The sequence below is a fragment of the Tardiphaga sp. genome, assembly GCF_028290785.1.
Classification (GTDB): domain Bacteria; phylum Pseudomonadota; class Alphaproteobacteria; order Rhizobiales; family Xanthobacteraceae; genus Tardiphaga.
In genome coordinates, this window is sequence record NZ_JAQGJD010000259.1 from 16243 (window position 1) to 36299 (window position 20057).

General features: G+C 63.3%; 17 protein-coding genes. 10 read left to right on the forward strand and 7 right to left on the reverse strand.

Annotation, left to right across the window (positions count from 1 at the left end; all coding sequences use genetic code 11):
* The first annotated feature begins 52 nt into the window (after positions 1 to 52).
* Positions 53 to 943, forward strand: a complete 891-nt coding sequence (locus JWR89_RS16050) for a LysR family transcriptional regulator (protein WP_299717845.1) — start codon at positions 53 to 55, stop codon at positions 941 to 943.
* A gap of 97 nt (positions 944 to 1040) precedes the next feature.
* Here JWR89_RS16050 and JWR89_RS16055 read toward each other — a convergent pair whose 3' ends face one another.
* Positions 1041 to 3032 (reverse strand): EAL domain-containing protein, encoded by a 1992-nt coding sequence (locus JWR89_RS16055; RefSeq protein ID WP_299717846.1) that lies wholly within the window; start codon positions 3030 to 3032, stop codon positions 1041 to 1043.
* Positions 3033 to 3297: 265 nt separating this feature from the next.
* Between JWR89_RS16055 and JWR89_RS16060 the strand changes: the two genes are divergently transcribed.
* On the forward strand, positions 3298 to 4326 hold the full coding sequence (locus tag JWR89_RS16060; RefSeq protein ID WP_299717847.1) for a class I SAM-dependent methyltransferase: 1029 nt from the start codon (positions 3298 to 3300) through the stop codon (positions 4324 to 4326).
* Between the two features lie 134 nt (positions 4327 to 4460).
* Here the strand turns inward: JWR89_RS16060 and JWR89_RS16065 are convergent, their stop codons facing one another.
* The 6 genes from JWR89_RS16065 to JWR89_RS16090 form a co-directional block, all read right to left on the reverse strand.
* Positions 4461 to 5573 carry a GlxA family transcriptional regulator gene (locus JWR89_RS16065; RefSeq protein WP_299717849.1) on the reverse strand — a complete coding sequence of 371 codons (1113 nt, stop codon included), beginning with the start codon at positions 5571 to 5573 and terminating at the stop codon, positions 4461 to 4463.
* Positions 5574 to 5757: 184 nt separating this feature from the next.
* Complete coding sequence (locus tag JWR89_RS16070; protein ID WP_299717851.1) at positions 5758 to 6477, reverse strand: ABC transporter ATP-binding protein; 720 nt, start codon at positions 6475 to 6477, stop codon at positions 5758 to 5760.
* Positions 6474 to 7253 carry an ABC transporter ATP-binding protein gene (locus tag JWR89_RS16075; RefSeq protein WP_299717853.1) on the reverse strand — a complete coding sequence of 260 codons (780 nt, stop codon included), beginning with the start codon at positions 7251 to 7253 and terminating at the stop codon, positions 6474 to 6476. The genes JWR89_RS16070 and JWR89_RS16075 overlap by 4 nt, the downstream gene beginning before the upstream one ends.
* The gene (locus JWR89_RS16080; protein ID WP_299717855.1) at positions 7250 to 8413 is read right to left on the reverse strand and encodes a branched-chain amino acid ABC transporter permease; all 1164 of its coding nucleotides are present in this window, start codon (positions 8411 to 8413) and stop codon (positions 7250 to 7252) included. Before JWR89_RS16080 ends, JWR89_RS16075 begins: the two co-directional genes overlap by 4 nt.
* Positions 8410 to 9321, reverse strand: a complete 912-nt coding sequence (locus JWR89_RS16085; RefSeq protein WP_299717857.1) for a branched-chain amino acid ABC transporter permease — start codon at positions 9319 to 9321, stop codon at positions 8410 to 8412. Before JWR89_RS16085 ends, JWR89_RS16080 begins: the two co-directional genes overlap by 4 nt.
* Before the next feature lie 27 nt (positions 9322 to 9348).
* Entirely contained in the window at positions 9349 to 10533 is a 1185-nt protein-coding gene (locus JWR89_RS16090; RefSeq protein ID WP_299717859.1) for a branched-chain amino acid ABC transporter substrate-binding protein, read from the reverse strand.
* Positions 10534 to 10827: 294 nt separating this feature from the next.
* Here JWR89_RS16090 and JWR89_RS16095 point away from each other — a divergent pair, with 294 nt between their 5' ends.
* The 8 genes from JWR89_RS16095 to JWR89_RS16130 all read left to right on the forward strand — a co-directional run bounded on the left by JWR89_RS16095 (position 10828) and on the right by JWR89_RS16130 (position 19540).
* Positions 10828 to 11799: a dipeptidase gene (locus JWR89_RS16095; RefSeq protein ID WP_299717861.1), complete on the forward strand. Its 972-nt coding sequence runs from the start codon at positions 10828 to 10830 to the stop codon at positions 11797 to 11799.
* 2 nt (positions 11800 to 11801) lie between these two features.
* Positions 11802 to 12329, forward strand: coding sequence for a 4-vinyl reductase (locus JWR89_RS16100; RefSeq protein WP_299717863.1), 528 nt, complete (start codon positions 11802 to 11804; stop codon positions 12327 to 12329).
* A gap of 96 nt (positions 12330 to 12425) precedes the next feature.
* A complete protein-coding gene (locus JWR89_RS16105; RefSeq protein WP_299717865.1) occupies positions 12426 to 13676 on the forward strand; it encodes a sarcosine oxidase subunit beta family protein in 1251 nt (416 codons plus the stop codon).
* 17 nt (positions 13677 to 13693) lie between these two features.
* Positions 13694 to 13996, forward strand: a complete 303-nt coding sequence (locus tag JWR89_RS16110) for a sarcosine oxidase subunit delta (protein WP_299717866.1) — start codon at positions 13694 to 13696, stop codon at positions 13994 to 13996.
* Positions 13993 to 16995 (forward strand): sarcosine oxidase subunit alpha, encoded by a 3003-nt coding sequence (locus JWR89_RS16115; protein ID WP_299717868.1) that lies wholly within the window; start codon positions 13993 to 13995, stop codon positions 16993 to 16995. Before JWR89_RS16110 ends, JWR89_RS16115 begins: the two co-directional genes overlap by 4 nt.
* Positions 16988 to 17554: a sarcosine oxidase subunit gamma family protein gene (locus JWR89_RS16120; RefSeq protein ID WP_299717870.1), complete on the forward strand. Its 567-nt coding sequence runs from the start codon at positions 16988 to 16990 to the stop codon at positions 17552 to 17554. The genes JWR89_RS16115 and JWR89_RS16120 overlap by 8 nt, the downstream gene beginning before the upstream one ends.
* A gap of 25 nt (positions 17555 to 17579) precedes the next feature.
* Complete coding sequence (locus tag JWR89_RS16125; protein ID WP_299717872.1) at positions 17580 to 18953, forward strand: L-serine ammonia-lyase; 1374 nt, start codon at positions 17580 to 17582, stop codon at positions 18951 to 18953.
* Between the two features lie 56 nt (positions 18954 to 19009).
* Entirely contained in the window at positions 19010 to 19540 is a 531-nt protein-coding gene (locus JWR89_RS16130) for a prolyl-tRNA synthetase associated domain-containing protein (RefSeq protein WP_299717874.1), read from the forward strand.
* Positions 19541 to 20057 lie beyond the last annotated feature (517 nt).

A 20057-nucleotide genomic window follows, 5' to 3' on the forward strand; every position in this document is an offset into this window, starting at 1 on the left:
AGGCGGCGCCAATGCCATGATCGGGGCTCGTCATGCACGATCGGCATAAGCAATGGAACTGGCCTGGCTGGACGACTTTGTCGAGCTTGCGGAAAAGCTGAATTTTTCCCGCGCGGCGGAAGCGCGTCACGTCACGCAGCCGGCGTTCAGCCGCCGCATCCAGGCGCTGGAGGCCTGGATCGGCACGGTCCTGTTCGCGCGCTCGACCCACGGCGTGACGCTGACGGCGGCGGGCCTGCATCTGCGTTCGCGCGCCGACGCGCTGGCGCGCGATGTCCGGCAACTGCGCGCGGAAACGCTGGAGGTGGCTGGCCGCGAGACCGCATCGCTGTCGTTCACGGCGACGCACGCTTTATCCTTCACGTTCTTTCCGAAATGGATCCGCGACCAGGAGCGCGCCTCGCCGCTCGGCACCATCAACCTGATCTCCGACAGCATGGCGGCCTGCGAGCAGATCATGCTGCGCGGCCGCGCGCAGTTTCTGCTGTGCCACGCGCATCGCGACAGCCCGAACCGGCTGCAAGGCGCCGCGTTCAGCAGCGTGGCGATCGGCAAGGACGTGCTGCTGCCGCTGGCTGCCGCCGATGCAAAGGGTGCAGCCCTCTGGTCGCTCGACAGTCCGGCGAAGGCGCCGATTCCCTATCTCGCCTACAGCGCAGAATCGGGACTGGGGCGCATTGTCGGATCGCGAAGGCGGCGGAAGCCCGCGGCGCTCGATCCGATGTTCACATCGCAACTGGCCGCGACGCTGCATTCGCTGGCGCTGGCGCGCCGCGGCGTCGCCTGGCTGCCGCAGAGCCTCGCGCAGGATGACATCGACGCCGGCCGGCTGGTGCCGGCGGGCGGCAAGGCCTGGCGTATCTCGGTGGAGATCCGGCTGTTCCGCCCCGATGGCCATCAGGGCCGCGCCGCAGAGGCGCTATGGGCGCGGCTGCAGGGATAGGGTATTCGAGAAGCTTCTCAAGGCCGCTGACGCAATCCGGCCGCTCGACTACACCAAGCCCCCCGACGACGAGACGCTGGACGAACTAACGTGACCGTCATTGCAGGGTCGGAGTGTCGTCCGACACTTCGACAAATGGCGAAGTCGCCACCCGCAATTCCGGCCCGGGCATGCCGGCCGCATACGGGGCTTCCGGCGGACGCAAGCGCGTAATCCATTCGATGGCTTCATGCTTCGGTTTCGGCCTGCCGAGCAGGTAGCCCTGCATCGCCGGGCAGCCGAGTTGCTGCAGCGTGGCCAGATCCTCGGCGGTCTCGACGCCTTCGGCCACCACATCGAGCTTGAAGGAGCGGCCTAGATTGAGGATCGCCTGAACCAGCGCCTGATTCTCGTCGGATCTGGATATCCCGGAAACGAAGCTGCGATCGATCTTGACGCGGTTGACGTGGAGCTGCCGGAGCGCGCCAAGCGACGAATAGCCGACGCCGAAATCGTCGATCGCAATCCGCACACCGGCCGCCGAGAGCGCCGCGAGCTTGCCCTGGATCGCGTGGATGTCCATCGCGGTCTCCTCGGTGATCTCGATCTCCAACTGCTGCGACGACAGGTCGAGCTTCTTCAACTTGGCAAGAATCAGTTCATCGACAGCGAGCTGCGCCATCTCGCGAGGCGAGACGTTCATCGCCACCCGGATGTGGGGCAGTCCCATCGCCTGCAAGGTCTGCATCATGCCGCAGACGTCCTTCAGGATAAACCGCATCAGCGGCTCTGACAGCCCGGACAGCGACGCCACCGCGATCAGGTCGGCCGGCGGGATCCAGCCGAGCTTGGGGTGATCCCAGCGCACCAGCGCCTCGAACGAATCCAGCGTGCGGCCGCCCTGCGCCAGGATCGGCTGGTACCACACTTCCAGCGCATCGGCGGCCAGCGCCTTGCTGAGGTCGCGCTCGACGTCCCGCCGCATCTCGAGCTGTGCGCGCAGCTCGTCATCGAACACGTAATAGCGATTTCGGCCGCCGCGCTTGGCCGCGTACAGCGCGGCATCGGCATAGACCAGCATGTCATCGATGTCGCTTTCCGGCGGCTTGCAGATCCCGATGCTGACGCCGACCCGGCCCTTGTCGAGCGCCGAGAACGGCGCCGCCGTCGCCGCGATCAATGTCGCGGCCAGCGCTTCGGGCCGGCTCGTCGAGTCGATGGTGAACAGTACGGCGAACTCGTCGCCCCCCAGCCGTGCGACCGTGAACGACTGCGGCAACGACTGCCGCAATCGGCCGGCGACGCCGACCAATACGTTGTCGCCCTCGCGGTGGCCGAAGGCGTCGTTGATCAGCTTGAAGCCGTCGAGGTCGAGCAGCATCAGGCAAAGCCCCGATGCGTCGCCCTGCAGGCGCCGCCGAGCCTCGTCAAGGAAACCGCTGCGGTTCAGGAGGCCCGTCAGCGCATCGTGGGAGGCGCGGTACCGCATTTCCTCGGCGACCTCGGTGGCCTGATGGCGCGCTACCTCCAGCGACTGGCTGAGCGTCGTCGCCTGGTACTTCAGCCGGCTCGATTCGCGGACCAGGGCTTCGCCCTCGCGGGAGAACCGGATCAACGCCGCGAGATAGAGCAACACCGTGAGCGACAGGCAATATTTGTCGAAGCCTCCGGCGTACACCAGACAACCAACGCCCGACAGCAGCGGCAGCGTGATGAAGCAGATCGGAATCCGCGCATAGGCGAAGCTGTGGGTCACAGCCCCCGCGGTGACACCGCAAACCACCGTCATGTAGAACAGCGTCTGGGGGGACGTGTAGCCCGCGCACAGCACCGGAATGAGCGACCACACCGCGCCGGATGCAAGCGACAGAATCCACTGCCGGCGAAGGTGCTGATCGACCGACCAATTCCGGTAACCACCCGGCTGCGACGACCGCGACAGCGGCCAACGGCACAACGCAATGCGCAGGAGATTGACGGCCGACGAGGCACCGAACCAGATCAGGCCGGTCCGGATCTGGCCGGACTGCCAGGCTACCAGGACAGAGGCGATTCCGAGCAGCATGTTGACCGGAATCGAGAGCAACACGGTGCGCCGAACCGCCAGCAACTGGTCGGTCCGAATGAGGTACTCTAGCGACGTCTCGGCCGCTGCATTGGGGGCCGCGCCGACAGGTATCGGAATGGGGTGCGGGGCTGCCATCAACCAAGTATAGGCAATTGCAAGTAGCTGCAAATGTTCTTGAACCGCCCCCGCGCACGGGGGTTAACGGCGGGATAACAAAGCCGGGCTGGCGGTAACCCGGGCACGCCGGAATAGATCGCCGTTACCGATCGATAGGCCTTTTCGCAAGCCGAGCGGGGACAGGAGGCCGATGCATCAAATCGACAAATTCGGAAGTTACGAAGTATTTACCATCACTCGAGCATCGAGGCGTCTCATCGAAAGCTATTCAAACCGTACGGCGCAGTGGCAAGACAAGACTCGCTGTCCAAGATGCGCGGCGGCCATTCTGTACCTTGAGTCCCAGCCTCGTTGCAGCAGTAGCGGCTGCGTCTATCATACCGCCGGCTTTCCGCTGGTGAACGAACAGCCGGTGCTGATCGATTTTGAGAGCAGCATTTTCGATCGTCCTAATTATCGCAGCGACAACGATTCCGTGCTCGATCGCGACGTTGATCGCCGCTCGTGGGGATCGCTCGCGCATCGGTTAGCGTTTGGCAAGAATCCGGTCGCGGCTTCGAACTGCACCCGTTTCATAAAACTTCTAAAGCAGCTTTCCGGCCGGCCGACCGTGCTGGTCATCGGCGGCGCCACCATCGGGTCCGGTGCCGACGACTTGTATAGCGACCCGTTGCTTGATGTGGTCGGCACCGATGTCTTTTCGTCCCGGAACACCGTGATCGTTGCCGATGCTCACAAGCTGCCGTTCGAGGACGGTTCATTCGACGGGGTCTGGATCCAGGCGGTGCTGGAACATGTGCTGGAGCCGGCCATGGTGGCGGCTGAGATTCATCGCGTATTGCGAAGATCCGGACTGGTCTATGCCGAAACGCCCTTCATGCAGCAGGTGCACGAAAAGGCTTACGATTTTTCCCGCTTCACCCAGAGCGGACATCGCTGGCTGTTCCGACACTTCACGGAAATCGACGCCGGACCGGTCTCAGGTCCGGGCGTGGCCTTGTTGTGGTCGATCCGGTATTTCTGGCGGGCCTTCGGCGCCGGCGACAAGCTCTCGCGGTTGTTGGCCCTGCCATTTTTCTGGCTCAGGTTTCTCGACCGTTTTGCCTATGGTCGCGCGGCGACCGACGCCGCCAGCGGGGTTTTCTTTCTCGGACGCCGTGCAGAGCAGCAGGCCATCGATGCGAACGCCATGCCGCGCTATTACGAGGATCAGGGGTAGTCGCAACAGGCTTCGGCCGTGGTGAATGAGTTGCGAATATTGAGATACTCAGCGGCAAACGATCCCGCCATCCAAGCGCAACCGCACCGGCGGTTCGCTTAGATTATTTCCTTGCAGAGCAAATTATTCTTCGATCAGAAATACGGCCGGCGCTCGTGCTGCAGGAAGGCGAGCCTTTCCAGATCGATCTGCGGCAATGGCGGTTGTGGCAACGCCGAAGCATCGGTCTGGTAGATAAGCGGTTTCGCCGTCAGCTGCAGATCACTCAGGGCCTTCGGTTGTGCGGCCTGCCAGCGCCGGATCATCCCTCGCATCGCATCCGGTCCCTCCCGACGCAGTGCCGAGGGCGCGCAGCCAAAGGTGCCGCGAAACAGCCGGTTGAAGTGCGAGATGTCGGAAAACCCGCTTTCGATTGCAACCGTGGTGATGCTCTTGCTGGAATTGGCGAGCAGCCAGAGACCGTAGAATACGCGCAGATCGCGCGAGAATTCCTGGATGCTCTTGCCGACAACCTTGCGGAAGATTCGCTCCAGTTGTCGCTTCGACAGGCCAACGCTTTGTGCGATGTCATCGACCTTCTGCGGAGTCGAAAGGTTCTGTTCTATCTGCAACATGGCGCGGCGAACACGCGTATCGTCGACGGTGACGACGCTGGGCGGCTGCGGCTGTGCGCCTGCGGCGGGGCGTGCGGCGTCGGTGACCATGATGTGCAGGCTCTTCTGCGCGCGGCCGGGACCAAGATGGCGCTCCACCATCCAGGCGCCGAGATCCAGCGCCGCAAGACCGCCCGCACAGGTAATGAACTTGCCGTCTTCGACGAATAGCTGATCGGCAACGGGGACGATATCGCTGTAGCGCTCGACCAGATCTGGCAGGTGATACCAACTGACGCAACATTTGCGCCCCCGCATCAACTGCGCCTCGATCATCGCGAAACTGCCGGTGCAGACGCCGGCAATCGCCACGTCTTTCGCGGCGGCGGCGGCGAGGAATTCAAGCGTCCGGGGATGATAGGTCGAGTTGCGATCAATCAGTCCACCGACGACGACAATGTAATCGAAGCGCTCGGGCCGATCGAACGTCTCCCATGGAAGCACCTGAAGGCCACAGCTCGCGGTGATCGGATTGAGATCGGGTGCCAGAATGCGCCACGAACAACGCTCGGGGCGGCTCCTGTCACCTTCGTCGGCCGCAAGGCGCAACAGATCGACGATCGCCGAGAACGCGATCAGCGTGAAGTTGGGCAACAGAACAAATCCAACCGAAAGCTGTCGGCGTGCCCCGTTTGGAGGCGCTGAAGTCGAATGATGGCTCATTTCCGTCATCTCACTCGCTGCTGGTCGCCTGATCAGACCAGCAATCGAGCAAGAAATGGGCCAGCACGTCAATCGATTTGCGTGGGAGCCCTGGCGGCAGATCGGCGCGTGGCGGCTAGTGGGCACCGCCAAAATAGGCGCGCTGCACCTCGGCATCGGCAGAAAGCACCGCGGGAGTTCCGTGCACCACGATCCTTCCCTGCGACAGCACATAGCCATAGTGCGAGATCGCCAACGTCTGGTTGACGTTCTGCTCGACCAGCAACACGGTCACCCCGGTCTCGTTGATGCGGCGGATGACGTTGAAATTCTCCTGCACGAACAGCGGCGACAGGCCGAGCGACGGCTCGTCGATCACCAGCAGCTTTGGCTCCGTCATCAAGCCGCGGCCGATCGAGACCATCGCCTGCTCGCCGCCCGACATGGTGCCTGCAAGTTGCTTGGCGCGCTCCTTCAGCCGCGGGAAGGTTTCGTAGACCTTGGCCAGCCGCATCTGGATCGCTCTTTCCGAACTCACCAGATAGGCGCCGACCCGCAGGTTTTCCTCCACGGTCATCTTCGCAAAGATGCGACGGCCTTCCGGAATACATGCGATGCCGAGACCGATGATGTCGTGGGTCTGCATGGTATCGAGCGTGATGCCGTCAAAGGCAATCGACCCCGCGCGCGGCGGCGTCAGCCGGAGGATGGAGCGGATCAGCGTCGATTTGCCGGCGCCGTTGGAGCCGAGGATGCAGGTGATGGTGCCCGGCACCACCTCGATCGACAGGCCCGACAGCACGTCGGCGCGGTCATAGGCGGTGTAGATATCCTGGACGATCAGCCGGCCTGTCATGATTGCCCCAGATAGGCTTCGCGAACGACAGGGTCCGACGCCACGTCGCGGAATTTGCCCTCGCAGATCTTCTTGCCATAATTCAACACCACGCAGCGATCGGTCACCCGTTCGATCAGTCCCATTTCATGTTCGACGATGATGATGGTGAGGCCGCCGAGGGACTTCCGAATGCCGAGAATCTCATCGACCACCTGATCGGTCTCGTCATGGGTCATGCCGGCGGAAGGTTCGTCCAGCAGCACCAGCTTCGGCTTGCCGATCAGCGCCCGGCAGATCTCGACGCGCCGGCGGTCGATCATGCCCAGCGAGATCGCCGGGTCGTACAATTTGTCGGCTAGCGTGGGGTTGAATACGTAAAGCAGTTCGCGGGCTTCCGCGGCGATGGCCCTGACTTCGGCCGCCAGCGCCTTGCGTTGGATGAGATTATGCCACAGCCCGCTGTTGAGGCGCTTTTGCGCGCCCAGAACGATGTTGTCGAACACCGATAGCGGCAGACACAGGCGAGAGCGCTGGAAGGTGCGCGCCAGGCCGCTGGCGGACAGATGCTGCGCGCTTGCGGTGGTGATATCGGCACCATCGAGCCTGATGCTGCCGGCACTGGCGGAATAGACACCGCTGATGACGTTGAGAAAGGTCGTCTTGCCGGAGCCGTTGGGGCCGATGAGCCCCAGCACTTCGCCATGCCGCACGTCGATATCGAGGGCATTGAGCGCAAGCAGGCCGCCGAAGCGCACCGTGAGACCGCGGCTTTCGAGCAGAGCGGGAGCCGTCACGATCGGGCCTCCATTCGCAAGGTCCGGACCCGGCGTGCTACCAGCCCGTCCGGCTGAACCACCAGAATGACGATCACCACGAGCGCATACAGCAGCAGGCGATATTCCTGAATGAACTGCAGCTTCTCCGGCAGCAGCACCACGATCAGCGCGGCCGGCAACACGCCCCAGCGATTACCGATGCCGCCCAGGATCACGATGGACACCATCACGAGGGAATCGCCGAAGGTGAAATTGCTCGGCGCGATGAAGCCGGTCATCTTGGCATAGATGGCGCCCATCAGCCCGGCGAGAAAATTGCCGAGGGTGAAGGCCAGCACCTTCCAGCGACCGACCTTGAGGCCGAATACCGAGGCGGCTGTTTCGTCGAGCCGGACCACGTCGAGCCAGACGCCGATCCACGATCGGTCGAGCAGCCCGGTCAGCACCATGGTCAGCGCGGTCACGGCTCCGGTCAGGATAACGTAATTGACGTAGAACGAGAACGTGTAGCCGGCGATGTGCAGGTCGTCGGAGAAATCCCAGCCGAACAGGTTGATCCCGGGAATCTTCAGGCCCTGCGGTCCGCCGAGCAGTTCGTTGGCATCGAGAAACACCGTGAACATGACGCCGAAGGCCAGCGTGGTGAGCGCGGCATAGTGCCCGCGGGTGCGCAGAACCGGCAGGATCAGCAGCGAACCGATGAACACCGCGATCAACCCGCCCGAGATCAGCACCACGATATCCGGCAACCCGCCCTTTTGCCCGAGCATGGCGGCGGTGTAGCCGCCGGTGCCGACAAAGGCCGCCGCGGCGAAATTGGTCAGGCCGGTATAGCCCATCTGGATGGTCAGGCCGATGCAGACGGTGGCGTAGATCAGCACCGTCGCCACCATCAGCAGACCGAAATTGTCATCCCGCAATACAAATAGAACGGCCATCGCTGCGATCAGGACCAGCCCGCGCAGCAGCCAGGGATTCTCCGATGCCGCAGCCTCCGTCGCCGCTACGCCGCCGAAACGCGCCGCAGCAAAGCATAGCGCTGCGATGCCGGCGAGGGTCAGGCCAAGCAGTTTCTGGTTCTCGATCAGCACCAGTGTGGTCAGCGACGCCGCGGCGAAGGCCACTGCGACGATCAGCGGCCAGACCCGCGCTGGCTTGTGCGACGGAAGCGCGCTCATACGCGCTCGCTCCCGCGTTCGGCGAGCAGGCCCGTCGGCCGCCAGGTGATCAGCACGATGATCAGTACGAAGGCGAACACGTTCTTGTAGTCGCTCATGGACGGCATCGCCGCAACCACCAGGGTCTGCAGGCCGGCGAACAGGTAGCCGCCGATGATGGCGCCCCAGATATTGCCGAGTCCGCCGACGATCGCCGCTGTGAAGCCGATCACAGCCAGCAGAAGGCCCATGCCGTAATTGATCTCGCTGTAGTAGAGGCCGTAGATCGTGCCAGCGAAACCCGCCGTCAGCGATCCCAGCGCAAAGGTCAGCGGAATCACGCGCGCAAAGTTGATGCCCATGGTGCGGGCGGTCTCGACATCCTCGGCGACCGCGCGCATGGCGAGGCCGAACTTGGTGCGATTGATGATCCAGTAGACCACACCGATCGAGGCGACGCCGGCGACGATCAGGATCAGCGCATCAAACCGGAAGAACGACCGGCCGAGGCTGAAGCCGCCCGCCGGCAGCAACTCCGGGAAGCGCTGCGGATTGGTCCCGTTCGGGAAAAACAGCCGGATCGCCTCGCGCAGCAGCGTGCCGACCATCATGGTCATCAGCAGCATGTTGAGCGGCGGCGCGTTGCGCAGCGGCATGATCAGGAAGTGCGAAATCCCCGCGCCCACCACCGCGGTCAGGATCATCGCCGCGATGAAGGCGGCGATGAACTGCACATAGACGGGCATGCCGAGCGCACTGGTCGCCCAGACGGCCACAAGCGCCGCAAAGGCACCCACGGTGAGCACATCGCCATGGGAGAACTTGATGACGTTCATCACGCCGAAAAAGATTGTGAATCCCATGGCCACGAGACCGTAGATCGTCCCCTGCATCATGCCGTTCAGCAGGTGTTGACCAATCGTGCCCATGAGATCGTCTTTCCGGCGTTGGCGTGGTTACGGCAGGTTCTTGAGCTTGCGCTTGCCGGCGGCGTACTCACTATCTTCCCACACCGTCCACTTGCCGTCCTGCACGACATATTTCGTGGTGAGCGGCGTGATGTTCTGGCCGTGATCGTCGAAGGTGATCGGGCCGACGATGGACGGCACGTCCTTCACATCGCCGAGTGCCGCCGTGACCTTCGCGCGGTCCGGGCCGGCCTTCTCGATCGTGTCTATCACCAGCTTGGTGGCGATGTAGGCGAACGGACCATAGGCTTCCGGCGGCTCGGTGTAACCGGCGGCTTTGTAGGAGTCGGTGAACATCTTGCCGCCCGGCATCTTGGAGATCGGCGGGCTGTCGAAGAAGGTCACGGTGCCTTCCGCCAGTTCAGGGCCGGCCGCGTTGATGAAGGCATCACCCATGATGCCGGAATTGCCTTCGAACTGCGCGGTGATGCCGAATTTGGCCATCTGGGTGCGCAGGCGGGCGCCGAGCGGGGTCAGGCCACCGAAGTAGATCACTTCGGGGTTCAGTTCCTTGATCTTGGTGAGCTCGGCCGAGAGGTCCTGCTGGTCCGGAGGCACGGCGAAGGTGCCAAGGATCTCGTTGCCGTTCTCTTTGGTGAACTCGGTGAAATACTTGTTCATCGACTTGCCGTAGTCGGTGGAGTCGGCGAAGGAGACGAACTTCTTGTAGCCACGCTCCTTCATGAAGGCGGCGCCGACACGATTCTGGCCGATCAGGATGCCGCTGACGCGGTGCACTTCCGGATACTTGTTGGCATAGGTAATTTCCGGCAACACGGCCGCCCAGACCACCATCGGCAGCTTGAAGCGGTTGAAGATATCGACGGTCGCGATGGCGGTGGCCGAGCAGTAATGCGGGATGGCGGCAACGATGGAGCGATCCGACGCGATCTTGGTCACCACCTGAACGCCGATATTCGGCTTGCACTCGTCATCGAGTACGACCAGTTCGTATTCGTATTTGGTCTTCGGGTCGGCATTCATGGTTTTCACGGCCAATTCGGCCGAGTTGCGGCCGCCGATCCCGTGGGGAGACAGCGCGCCGGTGAGCGGGCCGACAAAGGCGATCTTCACCTTGTCCTTGGCCAGAGCGGCATCGAGGCTGCCGAAAGCGAGCGGCAAAACGGTAAACGTAGCCAGGGCGGCAAAAGTCCGCTTCGTCATCGTCACCATGCTGATCTCCAAAATGATCGAAGAAAGTTATCCGGAACATCAACGCTAGGCGGTCTGCGAAATCCGGAGCTAGCACGCATGGACGCTCGGACTTGGATGAATGCGCCATTACGGGGCGCTTGGGGCATCGGGACGGGGATGCCCGGCGCTCCCGTTCCAGCGCCATGGCGCAAATGTCCTATCGGCCCGGCGATACCGGCCACACACTCCGCCACGCTGGAGTCCAGCGCCAGTCTGTGCGCATAGCCGTCAGCGATATGCAAGTCGCGACACCGGCACCGAAAGGAAACATCCATGGCCACCCTGCACGAAACTTCCGTCGTCATCGACGGGCTGATCATTTCCGATTTCGGGCGTCCGGTCTTCGAGGATATGCGCAAGGGTGGCCTGACCGCCGCCAACTGCACCTGCTGCGTATGGGAAGGCTTCACCGACACCATGCGCAACGTGATGCGCTGGAAGAAGATGTTTCAGGACAACGGCGACATCCTGAAACAGGTTTATACCACCGCGGACATCCTCAAGGCCAAGGAAGAAGGCAAGACCGGCATCATCCTGGGTTGGCAAAATCTGAGCGGCATTGAGGACCAGATCGGCTATCTCGGCCTGTTCAAGGAGCTGGGCGTCGGCGTCATGCAGATCGCCTACAACACCCAGAACCTCGTCGGCACCGGCTGCTACGAGAAGGACGGCGGCTTGTCGGGCTTCGGCCACGACGTGATCGCTGAGATGAACCGGCTCGGCATCCTGTGCGACCTCTCCCATGTCGGTGCCAAGACCAGCGAAGACGTGATCCTGGCCTCCAAGCAACGCGTCGCCTATTCGCACTGCCTGCCAGCCGGACTCAAGGATCATCCGCGCAACAAGAGCGACGAGCAGCTTAAGTTCATCGTCGACCACGGCGGCTTCGTCGGCGTCACCATGTTCCCGCCGTTCCTCAAGCGCGGCCCGGCCGCCAATGTCGACGATTACGTCGAGGCCATCGAATATGTCGTCAACGTCTGCGGCGAGGAAAACGTCGGTATCGGCACCGACTTTACGCAGGGCTACGGCCAGGAATTCTTCGACTGGATCACCCATGACAAGGGCAACGGCCGCCGCCTCACCAATTTCGGCGATGTCATCAATCCGGAAGGCCTGCGCACCATCGGCGAATGGCCGAACCTGACCGCGGCGATGGAAAAGCGCGGCTGGAAGGCCGCCCGAATCGAGGCGGTCATCGGCAAGAACTGGTTCAACCTGCTGCGCACGGTCTGGGGAGCCTGATCATGGGCAAGCCGCAGATCGATATCCATGTCGACGACGCCACCGGCCGCTGGTCGGTCGACGCACTGCCGATGATCCTGGTGCCGCAGCACTTTTACCTCAACAATCATTACGCCATCGAGGCCGCCGTCGGCCCCGAAAAAATGGAGGCGATCCTGCGGCCCGCGGGGCATCGCTCGGCCTATTTCTGGTGCGAGAAGGAAGCCGCCCATCACGGCATGAGCGGCATCGAGGTGTTCCACCATTACATGCGGCGCATCACCCAGCGCGGCTGGGGCCAGTTCGACGTACTCGATGTCAACCCGGAGGCCGGCACCGCCCGGGTGCGGCTGCGCAACTCTGCCATGGTCGACGAAGCGCATCGCAACAGCGGCCGCAAGGTTTGCTACATGTTCGCGTCCTGGCTTGAAGGATCGCTCGAATATGTCGCCGCCAGTGCCGGCCGCAAGCAGGTGCTGAAGGCGCGCGAGGTGTACTGCCAGGCCGAAGGAACCCACGATCACTGCCTGTTCGAGGTCAACCCCGTCTAGACCGGCATGTCGCTTTTGTCCCAACCGTGCGGCTTTCGCGTGCTCGCCTTGCGCGTGCAGCATGCGCAGCATGGCCCTTCAATCTGAAAGCCGCCAATGCAACGCTATTCCGCCTTTTCCTTGTTTCGCAAAGCCCTCGGCGGTCATGCCGACTGGCAGCGCCAGTGGCGCTCGCCGGAGCCGAAGGCGGAATACGACGTCATCATTGTCGGTGGCGGCGGCCATGGCCTCGCCGCGGCGCACTATCTGGCCAAGGAGCACGGCATTACCAATGTCGCCGTGCTCGAAAAGGGGTGGATCGGCGGCGGCAATACCGGCCGCAACACCACCATCATCCGCTCGAATTACCTGTTCGACGAGAGCGCCGCGCTCTACGAGCATGCGCTGAAGCTGTGGGAGGGCCTGTCGCAGGACCTCAATTACAATGTGATGTATTCGCCGCGCGGTGTCCTGATGCTGGCGCACAACATTCACGACATCCAGAGCTTCAAACGCCACGTCCATGCCAACCGCCTCAACGGCATCGACAACGAATGGTTGAGCGCGGAAGAATGCAAGGAGTTCTGTCCGCCGCTCAATATCGGCGCGATGCGCTATCCCATTCTCGGCGGCGCCCTGCAGCGCCGCGGCGGCACCGCGCGCCATGATGCGGTGGCCTGGGGCTACGCCCGCGCCGCGGACGCACGCGGCGTCGACATCATCGAGAACTGCGAGGTCACCGCCATTCGCCGCGGCGTCAACGGCGCGGTCGAGGGCGTCGAGACTTCACGAGGCTTCATCCGCGCGAAGAAGGTCGGCGTCTCAGCCGCCGGCCATACCAGCGTAATCATGGACATGGCCGGCGTCCGCATGCCGCTGGAGAGCTATCCGCTGCAGGCGCTGGTGTCCGAGCCGGTCAAGCCGGCCTTTCCCTGTGTCGTTATGTCCAATACCATCCATGCCTATATCTCGCAGTCTGACAAGGGTGAGATGGTGATCGGCGCCGGCACTGACGCCTACACCTCCTATTCGCAGAGAGGCGCGCTGCACATCGCCAGCCACACGCTGGATGCGATTTGTGAGCTGGTGCCGATGTTCCGGCGCCTGCGCATGCTCCGAAACTGGGGCGGCATCGTGGACGTGACCCCGGACCGCTCGCCGATTATCGCCAAGACCCCCGTGCCCGGCCTGTATGTGAATTGTGGCTGGGGCACTGGCGGCTTCAAGGCAACACCAGGCTCCGGCAACGTGTTCGCCTGGACCATTGCCAAAGACGAGCCGCACAAGATCAACGCGCCCTTCACCATCGAGCGCTTCCGCGACGGCATCCTCATCGACGAGGCCGCCGCGGCCGCCGTCGCCCATTAAGCGCAGGACAAGCGATCATGTTGCTCATCACCTGTCCGCATTGCGGCCCGCGCGCCGAGCTTGAATTCGCTTATGCCGGCGAGGCGCATATTGCGCGACCAACTGATCCGATGGCGCTCGATGACGAATCCTGGGCGAGGTTCCTGTATCACCGCGCCAATCCGAAGGGCCTCCACGCCGAACGCTGGCGGCATCTCCATGGCTGCGCACAGTTCTTCAACGTCGTGCGCGACACCGTCAGCGATAGCATCGTGACCACCTACCCCGCAGGCCAGCCGCGCCCTGCCCTGCCCGGCGACGACAAGGGGGCCACGCGATGAGCGGCTTTCGTCATTCCACTGCTGGCCGTGTCGATCGCAACAAGCCGGTACGCTTCAGCTTCGACGGCAAGACCTATCAGGGCTTTGCCGGCGACACGCTGGCCTCGGCACTGCTGGCCAATGGCGTACATCTCGTCGGACGTTCGTTCAAATATCATCGTCCGCGCGGCATCGTCACCGCGGGCTCCGACGAGCCGAATGCCCTGGTCGGCATCGGCGCCGATGAGGCGCATTACGCTCCGAACATGCGGGCGACCCAGGTCGAGATCTATGACGGGCTCGTCGCCGAAAGCCAGAACCGCTGGCCGTCGCTGGGCTTCGACGTCGGCGCCGTGAACGAAACCTTTGCACCGTTTCTCAGCGCGGGCTTCTACTACAAGACCTTCATGTGGCCGCCAAAGGCCTGGGCGAAGCTCTACGAACCGCTGATCCGCCGCGCCGCCGGCCTCGGCCGTGCGCCGACGCAAGCCGATGCCGATCGCTACACCCAGGTCTATGCCCATTGCGACGTGCTTGTCGTGGGCAGCGGCCCGGCCGGGCTGGCAGCGGCACTGGCCGCGGCCACCACCGGCGGCAAGGTCTTCGTCTGCGATGAGCAGTCCGAGATGGGCGGCTCGCTGCTGGCCGAAACCACCGCCACGATCGACGGCCTTTCGGCCCGCGACTGGGTCGCCAGAGCGCTGGCCGATCTCGCGGCACGTCCCAATGTCACGCTGATGCCGCGCACCACCGCCTTCGGCTGGTACCCGCATAATTTCCTCGGCCTGTGCGAACGCATCACCGACCACATGGCGAAAGCCGATCCGAAGCTGCCGCGCGAGCGGTTGTGGCAGATCCGTGCGAAAGAAGTCGTGCTCGCCACAGGCGCACTGGAACGGCCGCTGGTGTTTCCGGACAATGACCGCCCCGGCGTGATGATGGCGGAAGCCGCGCGCATCTATGCCAACCGCTTCGGCGTGAAGCCCGGCGACAAGGCCGTGATCTTCACCGCCTGCGACAGCGCCTATCGCGCCGCGCTCGATCTCATGGCCGCGGGCGTCGCCATCGCCACCATCGCCGACCTGCGCGCCGCGCCGTGCGGCCCGTGGATCGACCGTGTTCGCTCCGCCGGTATTGCCATCCGCGCGGGAACGGTGGTGACCGGCACCACGGGCCGCTTGCGCATCGACTCCGTCAGTCTCGCCACCGTCGGTATCGATGGAAACCCCGGTTCTTCAGAGAACATCGCCTGCGACCTGCTGCTGATGTCCGGCGGTTTCACGCCGAGCGTTCACCTGTTCTCGCAGTCGCGCGGCAAGCTCGTCTATGACGAGGCGCTGCAGGCCTATCTGCCGGGCATCTCCGTCGAGCGCGAACGGTCCGCCGGCGCGTGCCGCGGGATCTACGATCTCGACAAGGTGCTCAGCAACGGTGCTGCCAGCGGAACCGGCGCGGCCAAGGCCGCGGGCTTCGCCGCCGCGGATACGATCACTTTCTCCACAACGGCCGACAGCGTCGGCACCGATGGATTCATCGGCGTGACACCGTTTGGCGGCCCTTCGTCGAAGGCCCGTGCCTGGATCGACTTCCAGAATGACGTCACCGCCAAGGACGTCAGGCTCGCGATCCGCGAGGGCTTCCGCTCCATCGAGCATGTCAAGCGCTACACCACCACGGGCATGGCCACTGACCAGGGCAAGACCTCCAACATGAATGCGCTCGGTCTGGTCTCCGAGACGCTGAAGGTGCCGGTGCCGCAGGTCGGCCTCACCACCTTCCGCCCGCCCTATACGCCCACCACCTTCGGCATCTTCGCAGGCCAATCGCGCGGCGACATGTTCGATCCCCTGCGCAAGACGCCGATCCACGATTGGGCCGCAGAGCAAGGCGCGGCCTTCGAGGACATCAGCCTGTGGAAGCGCGCGCACTATTTCCCGAAGCGGGGTGAAGACATCCATGCGGCGGTCGCGCGCGAATGCAAGGCGACGCGCGGGGCGGTCGGCATCTTCGATGCCTCGACCCTCGGCAAGATCGAGGTGGTCGGCAAGGACGCCGCCGAATTCATGAACCGCATGTACACCAATGCGTGGACCAAGCTCGAGCCGGGCCGGCTGCGCTACGGCGTGATGCTGCGCGAGGACGGGTTTGTGATGGACGACGGCGTGGTCGGCCGCATGGCGACAGACCGCTTCCACATCACCACCACCACCGGCGGTGCGCCTCGCGTCCTCAGCATGATGGAAGACTATCTGCAGACCGAGTGGCCGGGCCTTGACGTCTGGCTGACGTCGACGACGGAGGAGTGGGCCGTCATCGCGGTGCAGGGACCGCTCGCGCGCAAGGTCCTCGAGCCGCTGGTAGAGGGCATCGATCTTTCCCGCGAGGCCATGCCGCATATGAGCGTTCGCGAAGGACGGATCTGCGGCGTCCCGACTCGCCTGTTCCGTGTGTCGTTCACTGGTGAGCTTGGCTTCGAGGTGAACGTTCCGGCGGGCTACGGCCGCGCGGTGTGGGAGGCGATTTTTGCCGCGGGCCAGCCACACGGGATGACGCCTTACGGAACCGAGACCATGCATGTGCTGCGCGCCGAAAAGGGCTTCATCATCGTCGGGCAGGAAACCGACGGCACGGTGACGCCGGACGATGCCGGGCTCGGCTGGGCGATCGGCAAGGCCAAGAAGGACTTCGTCGGCAAACGCTCGCTGGCACGGCCGGCGATGACCGCAAGCGATCGCAAGCAACTGGTGGGACTGCTCACCGTCGATTCCAAAACCGTGCTGGAGGAAGGCGCCCAGATCGTCGCCGATCCCGCGCAACCGATTCCGATGACCATGATCGGCCATGTCACCTCGTCCTATTGGAGCGCGACGCTGGATCGCTCCATCGCGCTGGCGCTGGTGCGTGGCGGACGCGCGCGGGTCGGCACACGCCTGTCGGTGCCGATGCCTTCAGGGCCGATCACCGTCGAGGTGGTCGAGCCGATCTTCTATGATGCGAAGGGAGCCCGGCTCGATGCCTGATCTCATTCAACGCCAAGGCGCGCTCGATAGGTTCGCCGCCGCCCCGCGCAACATCCCGGCGGCGGCGCTGTCGGTGCTTCCCGACTCGGCCAGGCTGTCATTTCGCGGCCGCCCCTCGGCCATCGACGCCGCAGGCGCCGCCTTCGGCGTGGCCCTTCCACGCGATGCCTGTCGCTTTGCTGTCAAGCGCGGTCGCACCGCCTTCTGGCTCGGCCCCGACGAATGGCTGCTGCAAAGCGAGGGGGAAGACCCCGCGACGTTGTTTGCAGATATGAGCGGGAAACTCGCGGGTCAATCATGTTCGCTGGTCGATGTCAGCCATCGCTCGCAGGCTTTCGCCCTATCGGGTCCGCAGGCCGCCTACGTTCTGAACCATGGCTGCCCGCTCGATCTGTCGCTCGCAACCTTTCCGGTCGGCATGTGCACGCGCACCATCTATGCCAAGGCCACGATCATGTTGTCGCGCCCCGCCTCCGATATCTTCCATATCGACGCCTGGCGGTCCTTTGCGCCTTACGTCTGGCAACTGCTTGACGAAGCCCGCAGTGAACTGGCCTGATGACGGCTTGTCATCGGGTCATCCCATGATCGGCGTTTTCGAGCTTTTCAAGATCGGCATCGGTCCATCCTCGTCTCATACGGTGGGCCCGATGAAGGCAGCCAGTGCGTTCGCGACCGCGCTGGCACAGACGAATGCCTTGCCACGGATCGCGCGCGTTCGCGTAGACCTGTTCGGTTCGCTGGCCTGGACAGGCAAAGGCCACGGCACCGACAAGGCAGTGATCCTCGGCCTGTCCGGCGAAACACCCGAGGGGATCGACCCCGACATGGTCGAACAGATCATCGCGGATGTTGATACCCGGCACGTCATCCGCTTCGCAGGACGCCGGACAATCCCGTTCGACGCAACAACCGACATCGTCTTCGACCGCCTGAGCGCAACCCCGCAGCACCCCAACACATTCGCCATGACCGTGTTCGATACCGACGGCGGGGTGCTCTCGAGCGAGCGATGGTGTTCCATCGGCGGCGGCTTCGTGGTGCGGGAGGACGAGATCGGCCTGCCGCGCGTCGAGACCGCAGACGCCCAACCCTATCCATTTCGCTCGGGGCGCGACCTTCTGGCGCTCGGCGCCGCATCCGGCCTCAGCATTGCAGAGATGGTGATGGCGAACGAAGCCAGCTTCCGGCCGGCAGCCGATGTCGTGGCTCATCTCGATCGGGTCGTGACCGTCATGATGGCGTGCATCGATCGCGGCATGGCAACGGACGGCGAATTGCCCGGCGGACTGAATGTGCGTCGCCGCGCCCCGGCGATCCGACGCCAGCTCGGACAGGTCAGCGATACAAATCGCCGGTCGTCCCATGAGGTGATGGACTGGATCAGCCTCTATGCGCTCGCCGTCAACGAAGAGAATGCCGCCGGCAGCCGGGTCGTCACGGCTCCCACCAACGGTGCAGCCGGCATCGTGCCGGCGACGTTGCGCTACTATCGCGACCATTGCGCCGGCGCGGATACGGCCGGCGAGCACTGCTTTCTGCTCACCGCCTCGGCGATCGGCGCCCTGTTCAAGATGAACGCCTCGATCTCCGGTGCGGAGGTCGGATGCCAGGGCGAGGTCGGCGTGGCCTGCTCGATGGCGGCGGCAGGACTGGCCGCCGTTCTCGGCGGCACCAACGAGCAGATCGAGAATGCCGCCGAGATCGGCATGGAACATCATCTGGGCCTGACCTGCGATCCGATCGGCGGCCTGGTCCAAATTCCCTGTATCGAGCGCAACGCGTTCGGCGCCATCAGCGCCATCAATGCGGCCTCGCTGGCGCTACGCGGCGATGGAAGCCACATCGTGTCGCTCGACAAGGTTATCGCGACCATGCGCGAGACCGGCCGCGACATGCAATCGAAATACAAGGAGACCTCGCTGGGAGGTCTTGCCGTCAATCTCCCTGAGTGCTGAAGGGCAGTCACGGCCCCGGTTGAACGCGATCATTCAGCAAACAACGAGTGATGCCCATGAGCGACCCGAACAGCAGCGACCTAGAGAGCGACGACCTGCTCAAATACCTTGAGAATAACGGGATCACAGCTCGAACGTTCGCGCATCCGCCCGTCCATACGGTTGAGGAATCCCGCGCGTTACGCGGCGATATTCCGGGGGTTCACACCAAGAATCTGTTTCTGCGCGACAGCAAGAAGCGGTTCTTCCTGTTCATCACCGATGAAGGCCGGACGGTGAACCTGAAATCGCTCGGCAAACTGATCGGAGCAAAGGGCGGCCTGTCCTTCGGGTCCGCGGAAGCCCTCATGGAAACGCTCGGCATTCCCGCCGGATCGGTGTCCGTGCTGGCGGCGTTCAACGACAAGGAGAAGAAGGTCACCGTCGTCATCGACGACGCGCTGCTGACGGCCGCCGCCATCAATTGCCACCCCCTGACCAATCGCCGAACGACCTCGCTGACGAGGGCGGATATCGAGACCTTCCTGAAGGCGACGGGACATATGCCGGTCTACATTTCGCTGGACGCAGCGCCAGAGAATGGCTGAGAGGACGATAGTCGAGCAGCCACGGCGCACCGTCTGCTGCCTGGCATTGCGAGCAGGGATCGGCGGCACGGGCGTCTTACGTCACATAAAAAGAGCGCTATCGACAGACGCCTTCGGCTGGAGTCGACGAGATCGGCCTATTCTTGAATCCGCACTCGAGAATCGCACGCATTGGCGTGAACTTTCGCGTCGTGGATCGTTTTGGCCGCAGTACCGACAAGCTTCAGCAAATCATCCGGAACGCGCTTGCGAAGCCATGACGCCACGCTTGGGATATTCCCGGGAAAGTCATCGCAAGGACCATGTGCCTCACCCGTGTGTACCGAACGGGTAGTTCCAAGCCTCTGATCTTGCTTATTTTCTTTCAAACCAAGGGTTTGAAAGGGGGATGGTGCCCAGGAAAGGATTGCGCAAATCGAACCCACCGCGATTGATATTATTACGCTTTTCCTATCGCAAATTGCGTTTGTTTACCAGTCCCGTTACTCGCCGCCGATCAAGGTTCTCACTTTTCGTT

What these genes read in the sequence shown, in the direction of transcription:
- JWR89_RS16050 (WP_299717845.1), top strand. Translation starts at nt 53, where the DNA reads ATGGAACTGGCCTGGCTGGACGACTTTGTCGAGCTTGCGGAAAAGCTG.
- JWR89_RS16060 (WP_299717847.1), top strand. Translation starts at nt 3,298, where the DNA reads ATGCATCAAATCGACAAATTCGGAAGTTACGAAGTATTTACCATCACT.
- JWR89_RS16070 (WP_299717851.1), bottom strand. Translation starts at nt 6,477, where the DNA reads ATGACAGGCCGGCTGATCGTCCAGGATATCTACACCGCCTATGACCGC.
- JWR89_RS16080 (WP_299717855.1), bottom strand. Translation starts at nt 8,413, where the DNA reads ATGAGCGCGCTTCCGTCGCACAAGCCAGCGCGGGTCTGGCCGCTGATC.
- JWR89_RS16085 (WP_299717857.1), bottom strand. Translation starts at nt 9,321, where the DNA reads ATGGGCACGATTGGTCAACACCTGCTGAACGGCATGATGCAGGGGACG.
- JWR89_RS16090 (WP_299717859.1), bottom strand. Translation starts at nt 10,533, where the DNA reads ATGGTGACGATGACGAAGCGGACTTTTGCCGCCCTGGCTACGTTTACC.
- JWR89_RS16095 (WP_299717861.1), top strand. Translation starts at nt 10,828, where the DNA reads ATGGCCACCCTGCACGAAACTTCCGTCGTCATCGACGGGCTGATCATT.
- JWR89_RS16100 (WP_299717863.1), top strand. Translation starts at nt 11,802, where the DNA reads ATGGGCAAGCCGCAGATCGATATCCATGTCGACGACGCCACCGGCCGC.
- JWR89_RS16105 (WP_299717865.1), top strand. Translation starts at nt 12,426, where the DNA reads ATGCAACGCTATTCCGCCTTTTCCTTGTTTCGCAAAGCCCTCGGCGGT.
- JWR89_RS16110 (WP_299717866.1), top strand. Translation starts at nt 13,694, where the DNA reads ATGTTGCTCATCACCTGTCCGCATTGCGGCCCGCGCGCCGAGCTTGAA.
- JWR89_RS16115 (WP_299717868.1), top strand. Translation starts at nt 13,993, where the DNA reads ATGAGCGGCTTTCGTCATTCCACTGCTGGCCGTGTCGATCGCAACAAG.
- JWR89_RS16120 (WP_299717870.1), top strand. Translation starts at nt 16,988, where the DNA reads ATGCCTGATCTCATTCAACGCCAAGGCGCGCTCGATAGGTTCGCCGCC.
- JWR89_RS16125 (WP_299717872.1), top strand. Translation starts at nt 17,580, where the DNA reads ATGATCGGCGTTTTCGAGCTTTTCAAGATCGGCATCGGTCCATCCTCG.
- JWR89_RS16130 (WP_299717874.1), top strand. Translation starts at nt 19,010, where the DNA reads ATGAGCGACCCGAACAGCAGCGACCTAGAGAGCGACGACCTGCTCAAA.